17 protein-coding genes and 1 tRNA gene are annotated in these 17,247 nt (G+C 72.5%); 11 read left to right on the forward strand and 7 right to left on the reverse strand.

The window, feature by feature from the left end:
• Positions 1–486 carry a DUF3027 domain-containing protein gene (locus tag NR073_RS02010; RefSeq protein WP_060973810.1) on the forward strand — a complete coding sequence of 162 codons (486 nt, stop codon included), beginning with the start codon at positions 1–3 and terminating at the stop codon, positions 484–486.
• A gap of 91 nt (positions 487–577) precedes the next feature.
• On the opposite strand, the gene serC is transcribed toward NR073_RS02010, so the two are convergent.
• Positions 578–1,705, reverse strand: a complete 1,128-nt coding sequence (gene serC, locus NR073_RS02015) for a phosphoserine transaminase (RefSeq protein ID WP_041103069.1) — start codon at positions 1,703–1,705, stop codon at positions 578–580.
• Positions 1,706–1,833: 128 nt separating this feature from the next.
• On the opposite strand from serC, the gene NR073_RS02020 reads away from it, so the two are divergent.
• From NR073_RS02020 to NR073_RS02030, 3 genes are all read left to right on the forward strand, one after another.
• Positions 1,834–2,556, forward strand: coding sequence for a metal-dependent transcriptional regulator (locus NR073_RS02020; RefSeq protein WP_020628347.1), 723 nt, complete (start codon positions 1,834–1,836; stop codon positions 2,554–2,556).
• A gap of 159 nt (positions 2,557–2,715) precedes the next feature.
• Positions 2,716–3,210 (forward strand): HNH endonuclease, encoded by a 495-nt coding sequence (locus NR073_RS02025; RefSeq protein WP_020628346.1) that lies wholly within the window; start codon positions 2,716–2,718, stop codon positions 3,208–3,210.
• A gap of 76 nt (positions 3,211–3,286) precedes the next feature.
• Positions 3,287–5,155, forward strand: coding sequence for an ABC transporter ATP-binding protein (locus NR073_RS02030; protein WP_060974277.1), 1,869 nt, complete (start codon positions 3,287–3,289; stop codon positions 5,153–5,155).
• 26 nt (positions 5,156–5,181) lie between these two features.
• Here NR073_RS02030 and NR073_RS02035 read toward each other — a convergent pair.
• Together NR073_RS02035 and NR073_RS02040 are read right to left on the reverse strand one after the other, a co-directional pair.
• A tRNA-Arg gene (locus NR073_RS02035) sits at positions 5,182–5,255 on the reverse strand.
• 43 nt (positions 5,256–5,298) lie between these two features.
• Positions 5,299–5,949: a hypothetical protein gene (locus tag NR073_RS02040; protein ID WP_041103064.1), complete on the reverse strand. Its 651-nt coding sequence runs from the start codon at positions 5,947–5,949 to the stop codon at positions 5,299–5,301.
• A gap of 215 nt (positions 5,950–6,164) precedes the next feature.
• On the opposite strand from NR073_RS02040, the gene pcrA reads away from it, so the two are divergent.
• From pcrA to sucD, 3 genes are all read left to right on the forward strand, one after another.
• Entirely contained in the window at positions 6,165–8,726 is a 2,562-nt protein-coding gene (pcrA, locus tag NR073_RS02045) for a DNA helicase PcrA (protein WP_041103062.1), read from the forward strand.
• A gap of 184 nt (positions 8,727–8,910) precedes the next feature.
• Positions 8,911–10,080: an ADP-forming succinate--CoA ligase subunit beta gene (gene sucC / locus NR073_RS02050; protein WP_100058525.1), complete on the forward strand. Its 1,170-nt coding sequence runs from the start codon at positions 8,911–8,913 to the stop codon at positions 10,078–10,080.
• Positions 10,081–10,107: 27 nt separating this feature from the next.
• On the forward strand, positions 10,108–11,028 hold the full coding sequence (gene sucD, locus NR073_RS02055; RefSeq protein ID WP_078025428.1) for a succinate--CoA ligase subunit alpha: 921 nt from the start codon (positions 10,108–10,110) through the stop codon (positions 11,026–11,028).
• 118 nt (positions 11,029–11,146) lie between these two features.
• Here the strand turns inward: sucD and NR073_RS02060 are convergent, their stop codons facing one another.
• From NR073_RS02060 to NR073_RS02070, 3 genes are read right to left on the reverse strand one after another with little or no spacing between them, the layout of a single operon-like run.
• Entirely contained in the window at positions 11,147–11,755 is a 609-nt protein-coding gene (locus tag NR073_RS02060) for a response regulator transcription factor (RefSeq protein WP_230956215.1), read from the reverse strand.
• Positions 11,752–12,861 (reverse strand): sensor histidine kinase, encoded by a 1,110-nt coding sequence (locus NR073_RS02065; RefSeq protein WP_060973827.1) that lies wholly within the window; start codon positions 12,859–12,861, stop codon positions 11,752–11,754. Before NR073_RS02065 ends, NR073_RS02060 begins: the two co-directional genes overlap by 4 nt.
• A 40-nt stretch (positions 12,862–12,901) precedes the next feature.
• Positions 12,902–13,150 carry a hypothetical protein gene (locus tag NR073_RS02070; RefSeq protein ID WP_060973828.1) on the reverse strand — a complete coding sequence of 83 codons (249 nt, stop codon included), beginning with the start codon at positions 13,148–13,150 and terminating at the stop codon, positions 12,902–12,904.
• Positions 13,151–13,361: 211 nt separating this feature from the next.
• On the opposite strand from NR073_RS02070, the gene NR073_RS02075 reads away from it, so the two are divergent.
• A complete protein-coding gene (locus tag NR073_RS02075) occupies positions 13,362–14,282 on the forward strand; it encodes an ABC transporter ATP-binding protein (protein WP_060973829.1) in 921 nt (306 codons plus the stop codon).
• Between the two features lie 46 nt (positions 14,283–14,328).
• On the forward strand, positions 14,329–15,036 hold the full coding sequence (locus NR073_RS02080) for an ABC transporter permease (protein WP_060973830.1): 708 nt from the start codon (positions 14,329–14,331) through the stop codon (positions 15,034–15,036).
• 179 nt (positions 15,037–15,215) lie between these two features.
• Here the strand turns inward: NR073_RS02080 and NR073_RS02085 are convergent, their stop codons facing one another.
• On the reverse strand, positions 15,216–16,346 hold the full coding sequence (locus NR073_RS02085; protein WP_081097733.1) for a VIT1/CCC1 transporter family protein: 1,131 nt from the start codon (positions 16,344–16,346) through the stop codon (positions 15,216–15,218).
• Positions 16,347–16,451: 105 nt separating this feature from the next.
• On the opposite strand from NR073_RS02085, the gene NR073_RS02090 reads away from it, so the two are divergent.
• The gene (locus NR073_RS02090; RefSeq protein WP_060973606.1) at positions 16,452–16,871 is read left to right on the forward strand and encodes a YidH family protein; all 420 of its coding nucleotides are present in this window, start codon (positions 16,452–16,454) and stop codon (positions 16,869–16,871) included.
• A gap of 4 nt (positions 16,872–16,875) precedes the next feature.
• The gene (locus NR073_RS02095) at positions 16,876–17,199 is read left to right on the forward strand and encodes a DUF202 domain-containing protein (protein WP_060973605.1); all 324 of its coding nucleotides are present in this window, start codon (positions 16,876–16,878) and stop codon (positions 17,197–17,199) included.
• Positions 17,200–17,247: the final 48 nt, after the last annotated feature.

Raw genomic sequence — 17,247 nt, forward strand, 5'->3', positions numbered from 1 at the left:
ATGACCACCCACGACGACGCCCCGCGCGTCGACCACCGGAGCCCCGACGCCGAGCCCGCGCCCGCGGAGGAGAGGGCGGCCGTGCCGCCCGCGCGTCGCCGGGCCCCGCGCCGCGACGAGCTGCTCGCCGCCGCCGTGGACGCCGCCCGCGCGGGGCTGGCCGGGCTGGCCGCCCCGGACGAGGTGGGGGAGCACGTGGACGTGCTCGTGGACGACGACCGGCTCCTGACGCACCGCTTCGCGTGCCGCATGCCCGGCTACGCGGGCTGGCTCTGGTACGTGACGATCGCCCGGGCCCCACGCGCCAAGCAGGTCACCGTGTGCGAGACCGGCCTCATGGCGGGGGAGGGTGCGCTCGTGGCGCCCCTGTGGGTGCCGTACGCCGAGCGCGTGAACGAGGAGGAGCGCGAGCGGCTCAAGGCCGTGGCCGAGGGCCGTGTGCCCGGCGCCCCGGCGCCTGAGACCGCGCCGGACGACCGCGGCTGAGACGGCGCGCCCCGGCTGACCCGCCGGGGCGGACACGCAACGGGCCCGCGGTGGAGTCCCCCGCGGGCCCGTGTCCCCGTCCGGGGACGGCTCAGCCCAGGCGCTCGACCACGTGGTCGATGCAGCGCAGCAGCGCCGCGACGTCCTCGGGCTCGGTCGCAGCGAAGGTCGCGATCCGCAGCTGGTTCCGGCCGAGCTTGCGATAGGGCTCCACGTCCACCACGCCGTTGGCGCGCAGGACCTGGGCGACCGCCGCCGCGTCGACGTCGTCGGAGAAGTCGACGGTGCAGACCACGGCGGAGCGGTCCTCGGACCGGGCCACAAAGGGCGTGGCGAAGGACGACGCCTCGGCCCACGCGTACACGCGCGAGGAGGAGTCGGCGGTGCGGGCGGTCATCGCGTCCAGCCCGCCCTGACCGTTCATCCAGCGCAGCTGCGCGTCCAGCATGACGAGCGTGGCCAGCGCGGGCGTGTTGTAGGTCTGGTCCTTGAGGGAGTTCTCCACGGCCGTGGCCAGGTCCAGGAACGCCGGGATCCAGCGGCCGGACTCCTTGATCTCCGCGACCCGCGCCAGGGCCCGCGGGGAGAACAGCGCGAGCCACAGACCGCCGTCGGACGCGAAGTTCTTCTGCGGCGCGAAGTAGTACACGTCCGCCTCGGACACGTCCACCGGCAGGCCGCCCGCGGCCGAGGTGGCGTCGACGACGACCAGGGCGTCCTCGTCGATGCCCGCGGGGCGGACGACGGGCGCCATCACGCCGGTGGAGGTCTCGTTGTGCGGCCACGCGTACACGTCGACCCCGGCCACGGCCTCCGGCTCGGGGCGGGTGCCCGGCTCGGAGGTGCGGATGTCCGACGGCGCCAGGAACGGCGCCTGGTCGGTGGCCTTGGCGAACTTCGAGCCGAACTCGCCGAAGCTCAGATGCTGGGCGCGCTCGCGGACCAGGCTGAAGGCGGCCGCGTCCCAGAACGCGGTGGAGCCGCCGACGCCGAGGATCACCTCGTAGCCCTCCGGCGCCGAGAACAGCTCGGCGACGCCCGACCGGACGCTCGCCACCAGGTCCTTGACCGGCTTCTGACGGTGCGACGTGCCGAGCAGCCCGGCTGCGTCCTGGAGCGCGCTCAGCTGCTCGGGGCGGACCTTGGAGGGGCCGGCGCCGAAGCGGCCGTCGGCCGGCAGCAGGTCCTGGGGGATGGTGATCTCGGCGGGGGAGGTCATGCGTGCTCCTGACGCTTCGGGGTCGCGGGTCGCGCCCATTCTCCCGCGCCCGGGACCACCGGCCGTCCACGTGACTCACGCCTCGCTAGGATGTCCGGGACGAAGAGCCCGAGGGAAGAGGACGTGCCATGACGGATCTGATCGACACCACCGAGATGTACCTGCGCACGATCCTCGAGCTCGAGGAGGAGGGCATCCCCCCGCTGCGCGCCCGCATCGTCGAGCGTCTGGAGCACTCCGGCCCCACCGTCTCCCAGACCGTGGCCCGCATGGAGCGGGACGGGCTGGTGCACGTGGGCGCGGACCGTCGGCTGGAGCTGACCGTGGCGGGCCGCGAGCGGGCCGTGTCCGTGCTGCGCAAGCACCGCCTGGCCGAGCGCCTGCTCGCGGACGTGATCGGCCTCGAGTGGGAGCTCGTCCACGAGGAGGCCTGCCGCTGGGAGCACGTGATGAGCGACCAGGTGGAGCGCCGCCTGCTCACGCTGCTGGAGAACCCCACCGAGACCCCCTACGGCACCCCGATCCCGCCCCGGCCCGAGCAGGCCTCCGCCGAGGACTGGAGCCGCGACATGGGCCTGGCGGGCGCCCGGCTCTCCGAGGAGGCCGCCACCGCCGGCCGGTTCCGCGTCCGCGGGCTGGCCGAGGGCGTGCAGACCGACCCCGAGCTGCTGGCCCAGCTGGCCGGCGCCGGCGTGACCCCCGGCCGCGTGGTGCGTGCCGAGGCCGCCCGCGACGCCGGGTACATCCGGGTCGAGGGCGAGGCGGAGGACGGCGCGGCCGCGGACGGCGGGGCCCTCGAGCTGGCCGAGGCCACGGCCGCGCACGTGTGGGTCGAGCGTCTCGACGGCTGAGGCGCGGCGCGCCGTCGTCGTGCGTGACGGGGGCGTGATGGCCCGGTGACGGGCCGGTGAACCTCTTCCGCCGCCGCAGGCGACACGCGGCGCGCCGATGCACCCGCGTCTAGCGTGGAGACACGACGCCCCTGTGTCCCCACGCTTCCGAGGCCCCCGATGCGCACACTTGTCCTCAACGCCGGCTACGAACCCCTCTCGGTCGTCTCCGACCGCCGGGCGCTGCTGCTCGTGGCCACCGGCAAGGCGAGCGTGCTCGAGGACGCCGGTGACCCGATGCGCAGCCCCACCCGCGCGTGGGGCCGACCCCTCGTGATCCTGCTGCACCAGTACATCCGGGTGCCCCACACGGATGCGGCCCCGGTCTCCCGCAAGGGCGTGCTGCGCCGGGACGGACACCGCTGCGCCTACTGCGGCGCCCACGCCACCACCGTGGACCACGTGCGGCCGCGCTCGCGGGGCGGCGAGAACTCGTGGGAGAACCTCGTGGCCTGCTGCCTGCGCTGCAACGGGGCGAAGGCGGACCGCTCGCTCGAGGCCCTGGGCTGGCGGCTGCGGGTGGAGCCGGTGCGCCCGCGCGGGGCCCAGTGGCGGATCCGCGAGCTGGAGCGGCCCGCCGAAGCGTGGCGGGACTACCTGCGCCTGGCGGCCTGACGCCGGAAGCGGAATCGCGCCCGCCCGTGCCCGGCGGTTCCTAGACTCTCCAACGGTCGAGAGAGCGGAGGGGCCCATGAGCATGGAGTCGGCGGCACGGATGTCCATGATGCGGATGACCCGCGGGCAGTCCGACGCCCAGCAGAGCCTCGCCCGCGGCACGGTGCGCCGGACCATCGCGTTCGCGGGCCGGTACCGCACCCGCCTGATCGTGTTCGTCGCGGCGTCCATCGTGGGCGCGGTGCTCGGCGTGGCCTCGCCCGTGCTGGCCGGCGACGTCGTCAACGCGATCACCGGCGGCGCGGACCGCGGGCTCGTGGTGCGGCTGGCCCTGCTGATCGCCCTCGTGGCGGTGCTCGACGCGGCGCTGTCCGTGTTCACCAAGTGGCTCTCCGCCGGGCTGGGGGAACAGGTCATCTACGACCTGCGCACCGCCGTGTTCGACCACGTGCAGCGCATGCCGGTGGCGTTCTTCCAGCGCACCCGCACCGGCGCGCTCGTCTCGCGCCTGAACAACGACGTGATCGGGGCGCAGTCGGCGATCTCGCGGACGCTCTCCGGCGTCGTCGCGAACGTGGTGTCCGTCGCGCTGACCCTGGGCGTGATGGTGGCCACCAGCTGGCAGGTCACCGTCCTGTCCCTCGTGATGCTGCCGCTGTTCCTGCTGCCGGCCCGGGCGGTCGGCTCGAAGCTGGCGGGCCTGTCCCGCGAGCGGGCCGGGCACAACGCGGCCATGGGCGACCAGATGACCGAGCGGTTCTCCGCTCCCGGCGCCACACTCATCAAGCTCTTCGGCCGCCCCGCCGCCGAGTCCGCCGAGTTCGCCCGCCGCGCGGACCGCGTGCGCGCCACCGGCGTGGACATCTCCGTGCGCCAGGCCGTCTTCACCACGCTGCTCACCCTGGTCTCCGCGCTCGCGCTCGCGGCCGTGTACGGCGTGGGCGGGCTCCAGGCGATCGCGGGCACCCTCGACGCCGGCGACGTCGTCACCCTCGCCCTGCTGCTGACCCGCCTGTACGCCCCCCTGACCGCGCTGGCGAACGCCCGCGTGGAGATCATGAGCGCGCTCGTGAGCTTCGAGCGCGTGTTCGAGGTCCTGGACCTGGAGCCGCTCATCACGGAGCCCGCGCGGCCCGCGGCCCTGCCGGAGGGGCCCCTGTCCGTGCGGCTGCGGGACGTGCGCTTCGCCTACCCCACCGCGGAGCAGGTGTCCCTGGCCTCCCTCGAGGAGGTCGCCGTGCTGGACACGCGCGGCGGCGAGGAGGTGCTGCACGGGATCGACGTGGCCGTGCCCGCCGGGGCCACCGTGGCCCTCGTGGGCTCTTCGGGTGCGGGCAAGTCCACCATCGCCTCGCTCGTCACGCGCCTGCACGACGTCACCTCCGGCGCCGTCGAGATCGGCGACGTGGACGTGCGGGACCTCGCGTTCGCGGACCTGCAGCGGGCCGTGGGCATGGTGACCCAGGACGGCCACCTCTTCCACGAGACCGTGCGCGCCAACCTGACGCTGGCCCGCCCCGACGCGACGGACGAGCAGCTGTGGGACGCCGTCGAGCGGGCCCGCCTGCGCCCCGTGGTCGAGGCGCTGCCGGACGGGCTGGATACCGTGGTCGGCGAGCGCGGCTACCGCCTCTCCGGCGGCGAGCGGCAGCGCATGACGATCGCGCGGCTGCTGCTGGCGGCCCCGCGCGTCGTGGTGCTGGACGAGGCGACGGCGGCGCTGGACTCCACCAACGAGCGCGCCATCCAGGAGGCGCTGGGGGAGGCGCTGGCCGGGCGGACCGCGATCGTGATCGCGCACCGGCTCTCCACCGTGCGCAGCGCGGACGAGATCCTCGTGGTCGAGGCCGGGCGGATCGTGGAGCGCGGCACGCACGCCGCGCTGCTCGCGGCGGGCGGGCGGTATGCGGAGCTCTACACCACGCAGTTCGCGGACGCGGAATGAGGCGGCGGCCGGACCGGCCACCCGGGTGCCCCAGGCCGGAATCGAACCGACGGCCTACCCTTTAGGAGAGGGTCGCTCTATCCAACTGAGCTACTGGGGCGCGGACCGCGCGTCGGTCCGGTGAGCGAGTCTAGCCGAGCCCCTCAGGCCTCCCGCGCGGCGGGACCACGACGACGGCGCCGCCCGGCCCACAGCATCACGGCCACCGCCAGCGCGAGCAGCGCGAGCAGGACCCAGCGGGTCAGCGTCAGGGCGGCCGCCAGGCCGGCGCCCGGCCCGCCGGCGGCGATGGCCTGCTCGATCGCGATGTTCTCGCAGATGTCCACGACCGCGAACAGCACGCCCAGCCCGAAGACGACCCACTTGGCGCCGACGGGACGCAGGCGCCACGCGCCGACCGCGGTGACCGTCAGCGCCACGGCGATCGGGAAGATCACGCCGGCCGTCTTGTGCACCCAGTTCAGCTGGCCGCGGGCGTCCTCGTCCATGACCGCGGAGAGCGCACGGATGTGGTCCTGCCCGTAGAACAGCAGGGAGTCCGGCATCGCCAGGCCGCCGCTGAGCTGGGTCATCTGCTGCAGCACCAGCAGATGGAGGTACGCGCCCACGAGCAGGGTGGTCACGATCAGCGCGCTGACCGGGATCGCGGGGCTGCCCTCGCGCTCAGCGGCCGTGGCGAGGTCCTCACGGACGTCGACGTCCCGCAGCGTGGGGCGGGAGCGCGGGGACTCGGCGACCGGGCGCGCGGCGGGCCGCGACGGGCGCGGACGGGACTTGCGGGACTTCTGGGACACGGGGCACCTCCGCGGTCCATCCTCCCAGACCGTCCGAGCCGGTCCGGCCCCGCGCCGCCCAGCTCACTTTCGAACGTGAAATCGGGGTCATGGGGACTTTCGAACGCGAGATAGGCCCCGCATCACGTTCGAAAGTGCGGACGGGCGGGGTGGGGCGGGGATGTCGACGGCGGCCCCGCTGTCGCGTCCGGGGCCGCGCCTAGACTGGGTTCGCCATGGCTGACCTCTTCTCCGCGCTCGGACGCACGCCCCTGAACCTCGACCGCACCCGCCGCCCGGCGGACCCGGAGACCGCCCTGCCCGGGCTCGTGCCCCCGGCCGTCACGCGCGCGGCCGCGGACCCCGAGGCCTGGGGCGAGGACGCCCGGCCGGCCGCGCCGGCGCACACTCCCGAGTCGCTCGTGGCGGGGCTCAACCCGCAGCAGGCAGCCGCGGTGACCCACACGGGGGCGCCGCTGCTGATCGTGGCGGGCGCCGGCTCGGGCAAGACCCGGGTGCTGACCCACCGCATCGCGTGGCTGCTCGCCACCGGCCGGGCGCGGCCGCACGAGATCCTCGCCATCACCTTCACGAACAAGGCCGCCGCGGAGATGCGCGAGCGCGTGGCCGGGCTGATCGGCCCCACCGCCCAGCGGATGTGGATCTCCACGTTCCACTCCTCCGCCGTGCGGCTGCTGCGCAACGAGGCCGCCAACATCGGGCTGAAGTCCACCTTCACCATCTACGACTCGGCGGACAGCCTGCGCCTGGTCACCACCGTCGCCAAGCAGCACGAGCTGGACCCGAAGCGCTTCGCGCCCAAGGCCCTGCTGAACCGCATCAGCTCCCTGAAGAACGAGCTCGTGGAGGCGGACGACTACGCCGCCACCGTGGCCGAGGGGGACCCGTGGGGCCGCGCCGTCGCCGCCGTCTACCGGGACTACACGGCCCGCCTGCGCCAGGCCAACGCCCTGGACTTCGACGACCTGATCGGCATGACGGTCCACATGTTCGAGGCGTTCCCGCGCGTGCTGGACAACTACCGCCGCCGGTTCCGCCACGTCCTCGTGGACGAGTACCAGGACACCAACCACGCCCAGTACCGCCTGATCCGGCTCCTCGCCGGCCCGGCGGGCGACCCCGAGGGCGTGGAGACCCCCGGCGGCGAGCTGACCGTCGTCGGCGACTCGGACCAGTCCATCTACGCGTTCCGCGGCGCGGACATCCGCAACATCGTCGAGTTCGAGCAGGACTTCACGGACGCCGTCACCATCAAGCTCGAGCAGAACTACCGCTCCACGCAGACCATCCTGGACGCCGCCAACGCGGTGATCGAGCGCAACCCGGACCGCCGTCCCAAGCGCCTGTGGACGGCCGAGGGGGAGGGCCCCGCGATCGTCGGCTACGCCGCGGAGAACGAGTCCGCCGAGGCGGAGTGGATCGCCACCACCATCGACCGGCTGCAGGACGAGGACGGGATCCGCCCGGCCGACGTCGCCGTGTTCTACCGGACCAACGCGCAGTCCCGTGCGCTCGAGGAGCGGCTGGTGACGCGCGGCATCCCGTACCGGGTCATCGGCGGCACGCGCTTCTACGACCGCAAGGAGATCAAGGACGCGCTCGCCTACCTGCGGGTGATCGTCAACCCCGACGACGACGTCAACGTGCGCCGCATCCTCAACGAGCCCAAGCGGGGCATCGGGGACCGGGCCGAGGGCGCCATCGCCGCGTGGGCCGAGCGCAACCGCTCCACGTTCTCCGCGGCCCTGCGCGACGCCGAGAACGCCCCCGGCATGGCCGCGCGCTCGCTCAAGGCCGTCCGCGGCTTCGTGCAGATGATGGACGACCTCGGCCAGGTCGCCGAGTCCGCCGGCCCGGCCACCGTCCTGGAGGCCGTCCTCGAGCAGTCCGGGATGCTGGCCGCCCTCCGCGAGTCCGAGGACCTGCAGGACGAGTCCCGCGCGGACAACCTCGGCGAGCTCGTCGCCGTCGTCCGCTCCTTCGAGACGACGCACCCGGACGGCACCCTGTCCGACTTCCTCGAGCAGGTGGCGCTCGTGGCGGACGCGGACCAGCTGCCCACGGCCCCGGACGTGGAGGGCGAGGCGCTCGCCGAGCAGCAGGGCCAGGTCACGCTCATGACGCTGCACACCGCCAAGGGCCTCGAGTTCCCCGTGGTGTTCCTGACGGGCATGGAGCACGGGGTGTTCCCGCACGCCCGCTCGATGACGGACGAGAAGGAGCTCGCGGAGGAGCGCCGTCTGGCCTACGTGGGCCTGACGCGCGCCCGCCGTCGCCTGTTCCTGACGCGCGCCGAGGCACGCTCGCTGTGGGGCCAGCACCAGTTCAACCCGCCCAGCCAGTTCCTCGGGGAGATCCCGGAGGCGCTCATCGACTGGGAGCGGGAGGGCACCACGCGCTCGGCCGGGTCGTTGAGCCTGACCGGCGCCGGCACCTCGCGCTACGCGGGGCGGTTCGGCGGCGGGCGACCGGCCTGGCGGTCCCGGGACGACGACGGCGCGCGGCCCCAGCGCCTCACCCGCGGGGACGAGCCGGCGGACCTCACGGTGCCCTCCGGTGTGGTGCGCGGGAAGGCGCCGAGCCGGGTGCAGCCGCAGAAGGAGATCGTGGCGCTCAGCCCGGGCGACCGCGTCTCCCACGCGACCTTCGGCGAGGGGCGTGTGGACGCCGTCGCGGGCGCGGGGGACAAGACCGTCGCGACCGTCACCTTCGACGCCACCGGGGCGCAGAAGCGGCTGCTGCTGCGCTACGCCCCGCTGACGAAGGTCGAGGGCTGACGGGACCGGCCCGCCGACTCCCCGGTCTCTCCGGGGTGTGGACTAGAGTGAGCCGTGGAACGCCGCCGTCCGCCGCCCTGCTGTGCCCCCGTGCCCGGCCCGGCCACGGAGGGGGCGTCGACGTCGGCCGCGCCCGCGGGCGAGGCCGGCAGACCCTGTCTTCGACCAAGAAGGACACACCACCGTGGACCTGTATGAGTACCAGGCGCGCGATCTGTTCGAGGCGCACGGCGTCCCCGTGCTGGCCGGCATCGTTGCGCAGACCCCGGACGAGGCCAAGGCGGCCGCGGAGAAGATCGGCGGCGTCACCGTCGTCAAGGCGCAGGTGAAGGTCGGCGGCCGCGGCAAGGCCGGCGGCGTGAAGGTCGCCAAGACGGCCGACGAGGCCTACGAGCACGCCAAGGCCATCCTGGGGATGGACATCAAGGGCCACACCGTGCACCGGGTCATGATCGCCCAGGGCGCCGACATCGCCGAGGAGTACTACTTCTCCGTGCTGCTGGACCGCGCCAACCGCACCTACCTGGCCATGTGCTCGGTCGAGGGCGGCATGGAGATCGAGCAGCTGGCCGAGGAGCGCCCCGAGGCCCTCGCCAAGGTGCCCGTCTCCGCGCTGACCGGCATCGACGCCGAGACCGCCCAGAAGATCGTCGCCGAGGCGGGCTTCCCCGAGGAGCTGCGCGCCGACGTCGCCGAGGTCATCCAGAAGCTCTGGGAGGTCTTCGAGAAGGAGGACGCCACCCTCGTCGAGGTGAACCCGCTGGTGAAGACCGGCGACGGCACGATCCTCGCCCTGGACGGCAAGGTCTCCCTCGACGACAACGCGCAGTTCCGCCACGAGGACCACGCCGCCCTCGTCGACGAGCGCACCGAGGACCCGCTGGAGGCCAAGGCCAAGGCCAACGGCCTCAACTACGTGAAGCTGGACGGCCAGGTCGGCGTGATCGGCAACGGCGCCGGCCTCGTGATGTCCACCCTCGACGTCGTCGCGTACGCCGGCGAGCAGCACGGCGGCGTGAAGCCGGCCAACTTCCTGGACATCGGCGGCGGCGCCAACGCCGAGGTCATGGCCAACGGCCTCGACGTCATCCTGGGCGACGAGCAGGTCAAGTCCGTGTTCGTGAACGTCTTCGGCGGCATCACCGCGTGCGACCAGGTCGCGAACGGCATCGTCAAGGCCCTCGAGATCCTGGGTGACACCGCCACCAAGCCGCTGGTCGTGCGCCTGGACGGCAATGCCGTGGAGGAGGGCCGCCGCATCCTGCAGGAGGCGAACCACCCGCTCGTCACCCTGGCCGCCACCATGGACGAGGGCGCCGACAAGGCCGCCGAGCTCGCCCACTCCGCGAACTGACCGTTCGGAAAGACTGAGGAAACAGCTATGTCGATCTACCTGAACAAGGACTCCAAGGTCATCGTCCAGGGCATCACCGGCGGTGAGGGCACCAAGCACACCCGCCTCATGCTCAAGGCCGGCACGAACATCGTGGGCGGCGTGAACGCCCGCAAGGCCGGCACCACCGTGTCCCACGAGGACAAGGACGGCAACGCCGTCGAGCTGCCCGTCTTCGGCACCGTCAAGGAGGCCATGGAGAAGACCGGTGCGGACGTGTCCGTGGCCTTCGTGCCGCCGGCCTTCGCCAAGGACGCCGCCATCGAGGCCATCGAGGCCGAGATCCCGCTGCTCGTGGTCATCACCGAGGGCATCCCGGTGCAGGACACCGCCGAGTTCTTCGCCCTGTCCCAGTCCAAGACCGGCGAGGACGGCAAGCCGAAGACCCGCATCATCGGCCCGAACTGCCCCGGCGTCATCACCCCGGGCGAGGCCCTGGCGGGCATCACCCCGGCCACCATCACCGGCTCCGGCCCCATCGGCCTCGTGTCCAAGTCCGGCACGCTGACCTACCAGATGATGTACGAGCTGCGTGACTTCGGCTTCTCCACCGCCATCGGCATCGGCGGCGACCCGGTCATCGGCACCACCCACATCGACGCCCTCGAGGCGTTCGAGGCCGACCCGGACACCCAGGCCATCGTGATGATCGGTGAGATCGGCGGCGACGCCGAGGAGCGTGCGGCCGAGTTCATCAAGGCCAACGTCACCAAGCCGGTCGTCGGCTACGTGGCCGGCTTCACCGCCCCGGAGGGCAAGACCATGGGCCACGCCGGCGCCATCGTCTCCGGCTCCGCCGGCACCGCCCAGGCCAAGAAGGAGGCCCTCGAGGCCGCGGGCGTGAAGGTCGGCAAGACCCCGTCCGAGACCGCCCAGCTCATGCGGGAGATCCTGCAGGCCCAGGCCTGATCCCGACCCTCGGCCGCCGGGCCTGACGGCACGGCGACCACAGCGAACGGCCCCTCACCCGCCAGGGTGAGGGGCCGTCGTCGTGGTGAGGTCCTGTGAGATGACGGGAGACGCGGAGTCAGAGCCACTCGTGGCGGCGGGCGAACCGCGCCGCGTCATGGCGCGTGGACGTCTGGGTCTTCTGCATGGCGCTGGAGAGGTAGTTGCGGACCGTGCCCTCCGCGAGGTGCAGCTGCTGCGCGATCCTGGCCACGGAGTACCCCTCGCCCGTGGCACGCAGGGCGTCGAGCTCCCGGTCGGTGAGGGGACAGTCGTCCGAGATCGCCCGGGCCGTGGTGTCCGGATCGATCCATCGTTGCCCGCTGTTCACCCTGCGGATCACATCGGCGATTTCCCCCGGCTCCGCAGACTTGGTGACGAACCCGGTGACGCCAGCCTTCAGCGCCCGTCGGAGCACCCCGGGACGGGCGTGGCGGGTGAGCATCACCACCGGGAGGTCGGGGTGGGTCTCGCGGAGCGTCGCGACGGCTGCGACGCCGTCCAGACCGGGCATCTCCATGTCCGTCACCAGCATGTCGGGATCGATGCGGCGCACTGCCTCGACCGCCTCATGGCCGTCGGCGGCCACCTCCTCGACGCGGATGCCGCCCTCTATCTCCAGCAGAGTGGCCAGTGCTGTGCGCAGGAGCTTCTCGTCGTCCGCCAGGACGATCCTGATGTCATTCACACCGACTCCTCCTCGTCCGCTTCCCATCGTGCCCCGAGGGTGAACCGTCCGTCGACACAGGAGACGTCCAGGCGGCCTCCGACCCCCGCGAGGCGGGACCGGAGGTTGTCCAGCCCTCCCGTGTGGTCCTCGGCGGAGACACCGGCCGCACCGTCATTGGAGATCACCACGTGCCCGGGGGCAAGGCTGATCTCGACCCTGCGGGCGTCGGAGTGACGCAGGATGTTGGTGGTCCCCTCCCTGATCACGACGCCGGCCACATGCTCGAACTCTTCGCCTCGCGGGCCGCCGTCGTCGTCGGTGGTGACGGTGATGCCTGTGGCCTCGAGCAGCGCGACGGAGTTCGCGAGCTCACCGCGCAGGGTCAAGGTGTGCCCGTCCTGTGCCAGCGCCTTGGTCTCGGCCATGGTCTGGCGCAGGGTCTGCTGAGCCTCATCGAGTTCCCGCTGGGCCGCGTCGGTGTCCGTGGAAAGCATCCGCTGGGCGACGGCGATCTTGAGCTTCACCACGTGCAGCGCATGGCCTTGGATGTCATGGAGGTCCTGGGAGAAGCGCAGCCGCTCGGCATCGAGAGAGGCTGCCCGCTCCTGCTCCGCACGCTGGTCCTGCAGGCGCATGAGGTCGAAGGAGATTCGGGAAACGGGGATGGTCACGCACGCGACGCCCGTCAGCAGGGCGCCCATGCCGACATAGACCCACAAGGCCTGGGGATCGGTGACGAACACGAGAGCGCCGGCCGCCGACCCGACAGTGAGCACCAGCAGGGTCACGACGGCCCTGGCGTGTCGGCTCCACATGACCTCGAGCGCACCGGCGAGGGCGAAGGCCAGGGCGCCCAGGGGAGTCAGATCCCAGAGGGCGCTGAGCGCCCAGGTGAGAGTGCCCAGGGCGAGCACTGCCCAACGCGTCGGAGCAGCCACCTCCCGGTGCCACTGGGACAGCAGCCAGAGGCCGGCGATGAGGCCGGGTGCCAGGACGAGAGGGGGCCACGGCTCCACAGCGGACGTCAGGAGGGCGACGATGGCGGCAACACCGAAGACTGCGAGCAGGACGAAGCTCGTCCTGCTGCGCAGCCTTCGCGTCTCCGACGTGTGCTCGGAGGTCATGGGCACTCCATGTTCAGTCAGCGCGTGGATCGGGTGCCCCTCAGGAGGTCACCTGCGTCTCTCGCTCGACGGCCTTGTGGCTGGCCGAGAACCCCACAGCGGTCGCGACGACGGCGACCACCATGCCGACGATCAGCCAGGTGGCGTCGGCGGTGTCCCGTGCGGGGACCCAGGAGGTGATCTCAGAGGGCAGGATCTCGGGGATGGGCAGGTAGTGCAGCGTCAACATGACGCCGAACGCGGTGGCACAGAGAAACAGGATGAATGCGATGGTCCGGATGGTCTTCATGGGAGCCTCCCGTGTCCAGGTCGATGGTTGGTTCTCTTCGGCGGTCCCGATCCGCCGCGGGTGCCGCGGGATCGGAACGACATCCACCTTTCCGTCACCGGCCCGCCCCGCACCAGTGACGCAGCGTCATGCTTGCGCACCAACTCTGTCATGCCGCGCAGTGACGTGACCTCACTGTCGGGGGCGGATTCCGGTTGGTTGTGTGGGGGACATGCAGAACACGACGCTTCTCCCCGCCCCCACCGCCGTCGACTCTCGCACGGAGACGATCGTCGAGATCCACGACCTCAGGGTCGACTACGGGGACTTCACTGCCGTCGACGGGATCGATCTCGAGATCCGACGTGGGGAGTTCTTCGGCCTGCTCGGCACCAACGGTGCCGGGAAGACCACCACCATCGAGGTCATGGAGGGTCACCGGGCCCCGACCGCCGGCTCCGTGCGGGTCCTCGGGCAGGACCCGAGCGACCGCACCCTGCGTCGTCGGGTGGGGATCATGCTCCAGGAGAGCGGGTTCGCCCCGGACCTGACCGTACGCGAGACCCTCGCGCTGATCGGTCGTCTGACGCGGCGGGACGACGACGTCGACCGTGTCCTGGACCTCGTGGACCTCCGCCGGCGTCGGGACACCCGGACCGGGCAGCTCTCTGGCGGCGAGAAGCGCCGCCTCGACTTCGCCACGGCGATCTTCGGCTCACCGGAGCTGATCTTCCTTGACGAGCCCACCACGGGGTTGGACATCGAGGCACGCGACGCACTCTGGCACGTCGTGGACCGGCTGCGTGACGAGGGCGCGACGATCCTGCTCACCACGCACTACCTCGAGGAGGCCCAGGAGCGGGCCGACCGCATCGCGCTCATGCACAGCGGCCGCATCCATCGGCAGGGGACAGTCGCCGAGCTCACCTCGGCCTTCCCCTCGACCATCAGCTTCCGGCTGAGTGGTGAGCCCACCGTCCCGTTCGAGGACGCGACGATCGCACCCGGCGGCGCGGTCACCATCCCCACCACGAACCTCCAGGAGGACCTGTACCGCCTCCTGGTGTGGTCCCGCTCCCGCGATGTGGAGCTCGAGGGCCTGAACGTCGGAGCCGAGGGGCTCGAATCCCTCTTCCGCGCCCTTAACGCCTGATCACACGTCCTCACGACCGACTCGACCACCACAAGAGGAGCCCGCAATGTTCGCCATCGCCCGCAGCGAGATGACACAGCTCGTCCGCAACCGCCTCGTCGCAGCCTCGTCGTTGTTCATCCCCCTCGCCTTCAGCGCGGTCCTGATCTTCAACCGCGAGAACTTCGGGGGCACCCCGGTGACGGCCGCTCTGATCCTGGTCACCGTGACCGCCATGGGCACCTACATCACGGCGACGACCACCCTGGCCTCCCGCCGCCAGAACCTGTTCCTCAAGCGGCTGCGCTCCACGTCGGCGAAGGACGCCTCCATCTTGAGCGGTCTCGTGCTGCCGATTGCGCTGGTGAACCTGGTGCAGGCCGGGGTCATCGTCGCGATCCTGTCGGTCGTCGGCACCCCTCCGGTGGGGGTCGTGGCCGTCGTGGCCGCCGTCGTCGTCCTGGAGTTGATGTTCGTGGGCGCGGCCATCGCGACGGCGGGTCTCACCAACTCCCCGGACCACGCGCAGGTGACCACGCTGCCCCTGTTCGTCGTCGCCCTCGGCGCCTCCATGTGGGTCGGTCTGACCGGCACGGAGGAGCTTGCCGGAGTCAAACGCCTGCTCCCCGGCGGTGCGGTGACCGAGCTGATCATCGAGGGATGGAGCGGCATGGCCCTCCACGAGGCCGTCAGCCTGCTGCTGCCGAGCCTCGCCTTCGTCGTGGCGGCGTTCGCCATGGCAAAGAGCACCTTCCGGTGGGAACCGCGTACCTGAGGCCCGCATGGTCACCACCTTCCGCTCCTCATGACACAGAGCAGAGCGACACTGCGACAGCGGGCCGGCCCACCGCTGTCGGTGCACTCATCGGGGCTCTGGAGGAACTGAGCCGCCGAGAGGACGGAGAGGACCGGACCCTCTTCTCGTGGCCGGGGCGCCAGACCGCCCTCCCCGCGTCAGCCCACGTTCGCGCCGAAGAGCAGGCCGAGCACGTACGTCACGGCGGCGGCGCCGAAGCCGATCGCGAGCTGGCGCAGGCCCCGGGCCAGCGGTGAGGAGCCGGACAGCAGCCCGACCACACCGCCGGTGAAGAGCAGGGCCGCGCCCACCATCGCCGCAGCCAGGCCCAGGGCCCACGGCCCGGACATGCCGAAGATGTACGGCAGGATCGGGATGAGTGCGCCGGAGGCGAAGAACGCGAAGCTGGACAGGGAGGCGCTCCACGCCGAGCCGATCTCCGCGAAGGAGTCCGAGTGGTCCACCGGGCCCTGGGAGCCGTCGGGACGGGCGGAGAACTGCGGGTTGCAGTCGCACGTGAGATAGCCGAGGCGCTCGAGCGCGCGGTGCTCGGCGTCCTCGGGCGTCATGCCGCGGGCCAGGTAGACGAGCTTGAGCTCGTTGTGGTCCAGGTCCAGGTGCTGGGCCGCCTCGAGGGTGATCTGGGTGGGGGAGGAGGCCTCGAGCAGCTCCCGCTGGGACCGCACCGAGACGTACTCGCCGGCCGCCATGGACAGCGCGCCCGCCAGCAGGCCGGCCACGCCCGTGAACAGCACGACGGACGGCGCCACGCCCGTCGCGCCGATGCCCATCACGAGCGCCAGGTTGGAGACCAGCCCGTCGTTCATGCCGAAGACGGCGGCACGGAAGTTGCCTGCCAGCTGCTCGCGACCCCGGGCGGCGAGGCCGCGCACGACCTCCTCGTGGATGGCCTCGTCCGCCACCATGCCCTCGGGGGCGTCCTGGTCCTCCGCGTAGGGAGTGTCCGACTCGGCGCGCTGGGCCAGGGCCAGCACGAACACGGAGCCGAAGATCCGTGCGAGCCAGCGCAGCAGGACGCGACGGAAGGAGGGGCGTGGGGGGTTCTCGGCGTGCTTGCCCAGGAGAATCCGCCAGTGCTGCTCATGGCGGCGCTCGGCCTCGGCGAGGCCGAGCAGGATGTCGCGCTCCACACCGTCCTTGCGGGCGGCGATGTCGCGGTAGATCTGGCCCTCGGCGATCTCATCCGCGAGGTAGCGGCGCCAGCGTCGGACCTGCTCGCGGGTCGGCTCGGGGCGTGCTGCAGGAGTGGCGGTGTGGGCGGGGCTCATGGGGCTCCATCGGATGGTCGGGCGGGGACGGGCGCCGCCGCCGCGGACCACGGCGGCCGGGCGCGCGCCCGACCCGCCAGTCTACGCCGTCGCTACCATGGCCGCATGGACGCAGCAGAGACCCCCGACGGCCCCGAGGCCGCCGCCCACGACGGCGGCCGGCCGGCCTGGCAGCACCGCCTCCTGGCGGGCGGGGTGGAGCCGGACCCCCGGTTCACGCTCGCCAATGAGCGCACGTTCCTGGCCTGGGTCCGGACGGCGCTGGCGCTGCTGGCCGGCGGGGTCGCGGTGGAGGCGTTCGCCGGCGCCCTCTTCGCGCCGCCGGTCCGGGTGGTGCTGAGCACGGTGCTGCTCGTCCTGGCGGCGCTGCTCGCCCTGGGCGCGGGTGCGCGCTGGCTCCGGGTGGAGCGGGCGATGCGCCGCGGCCGTCCGCTGCCGCTGCCGCTGATCGTCCCGGTCCTGGCGGGGGGCGTCGTGCTGGCGGTCGTGGTGCTGCTGGCCGCCGTCGTCCTGCCGCGGGGCTGAGGCGATGCGCCTGCATCACGACCCGGGGCTGCAGCCCGAGCGCACCGTGATGAGCTGGGGCCGCACGGTCCTGGCGCTGGGCGTCCTCAGCCTCACGTTCCTGAGGTGGTGGCCGGCCGTCGGCGCGTGGGCGTTCGGGCCTGCGGTGGTGGCGGCCGTCGGCGGGGCGGCGGTGCTGGCCACGCAGCGCCGGCGCTACGTGGCGCACGCGGACGGGATCGCGCGGGAGCAGGCCCGGCCGGCGCTGGCGTCGGTGGCCTGCATGGTCGCGCTGGTGGTGGGCTTGGCGGGCCTCGGGATCACCGCCACGCTGCTGCACGCGGCCTGATCCGCGAACGACGACGGCGCCCCTCACCTGCGCGGGCAGGTGAGGGGC

Source organism: Micrococcus sp. Mcc28 (assembly GCF_024519775.1).
Taxonomy (GTDB): Bacteria; Actinomycetota; Actinomycetes; order Actinomycetales; family Micrococcaceae; genus Micrococcus; species Micrococcus luteus.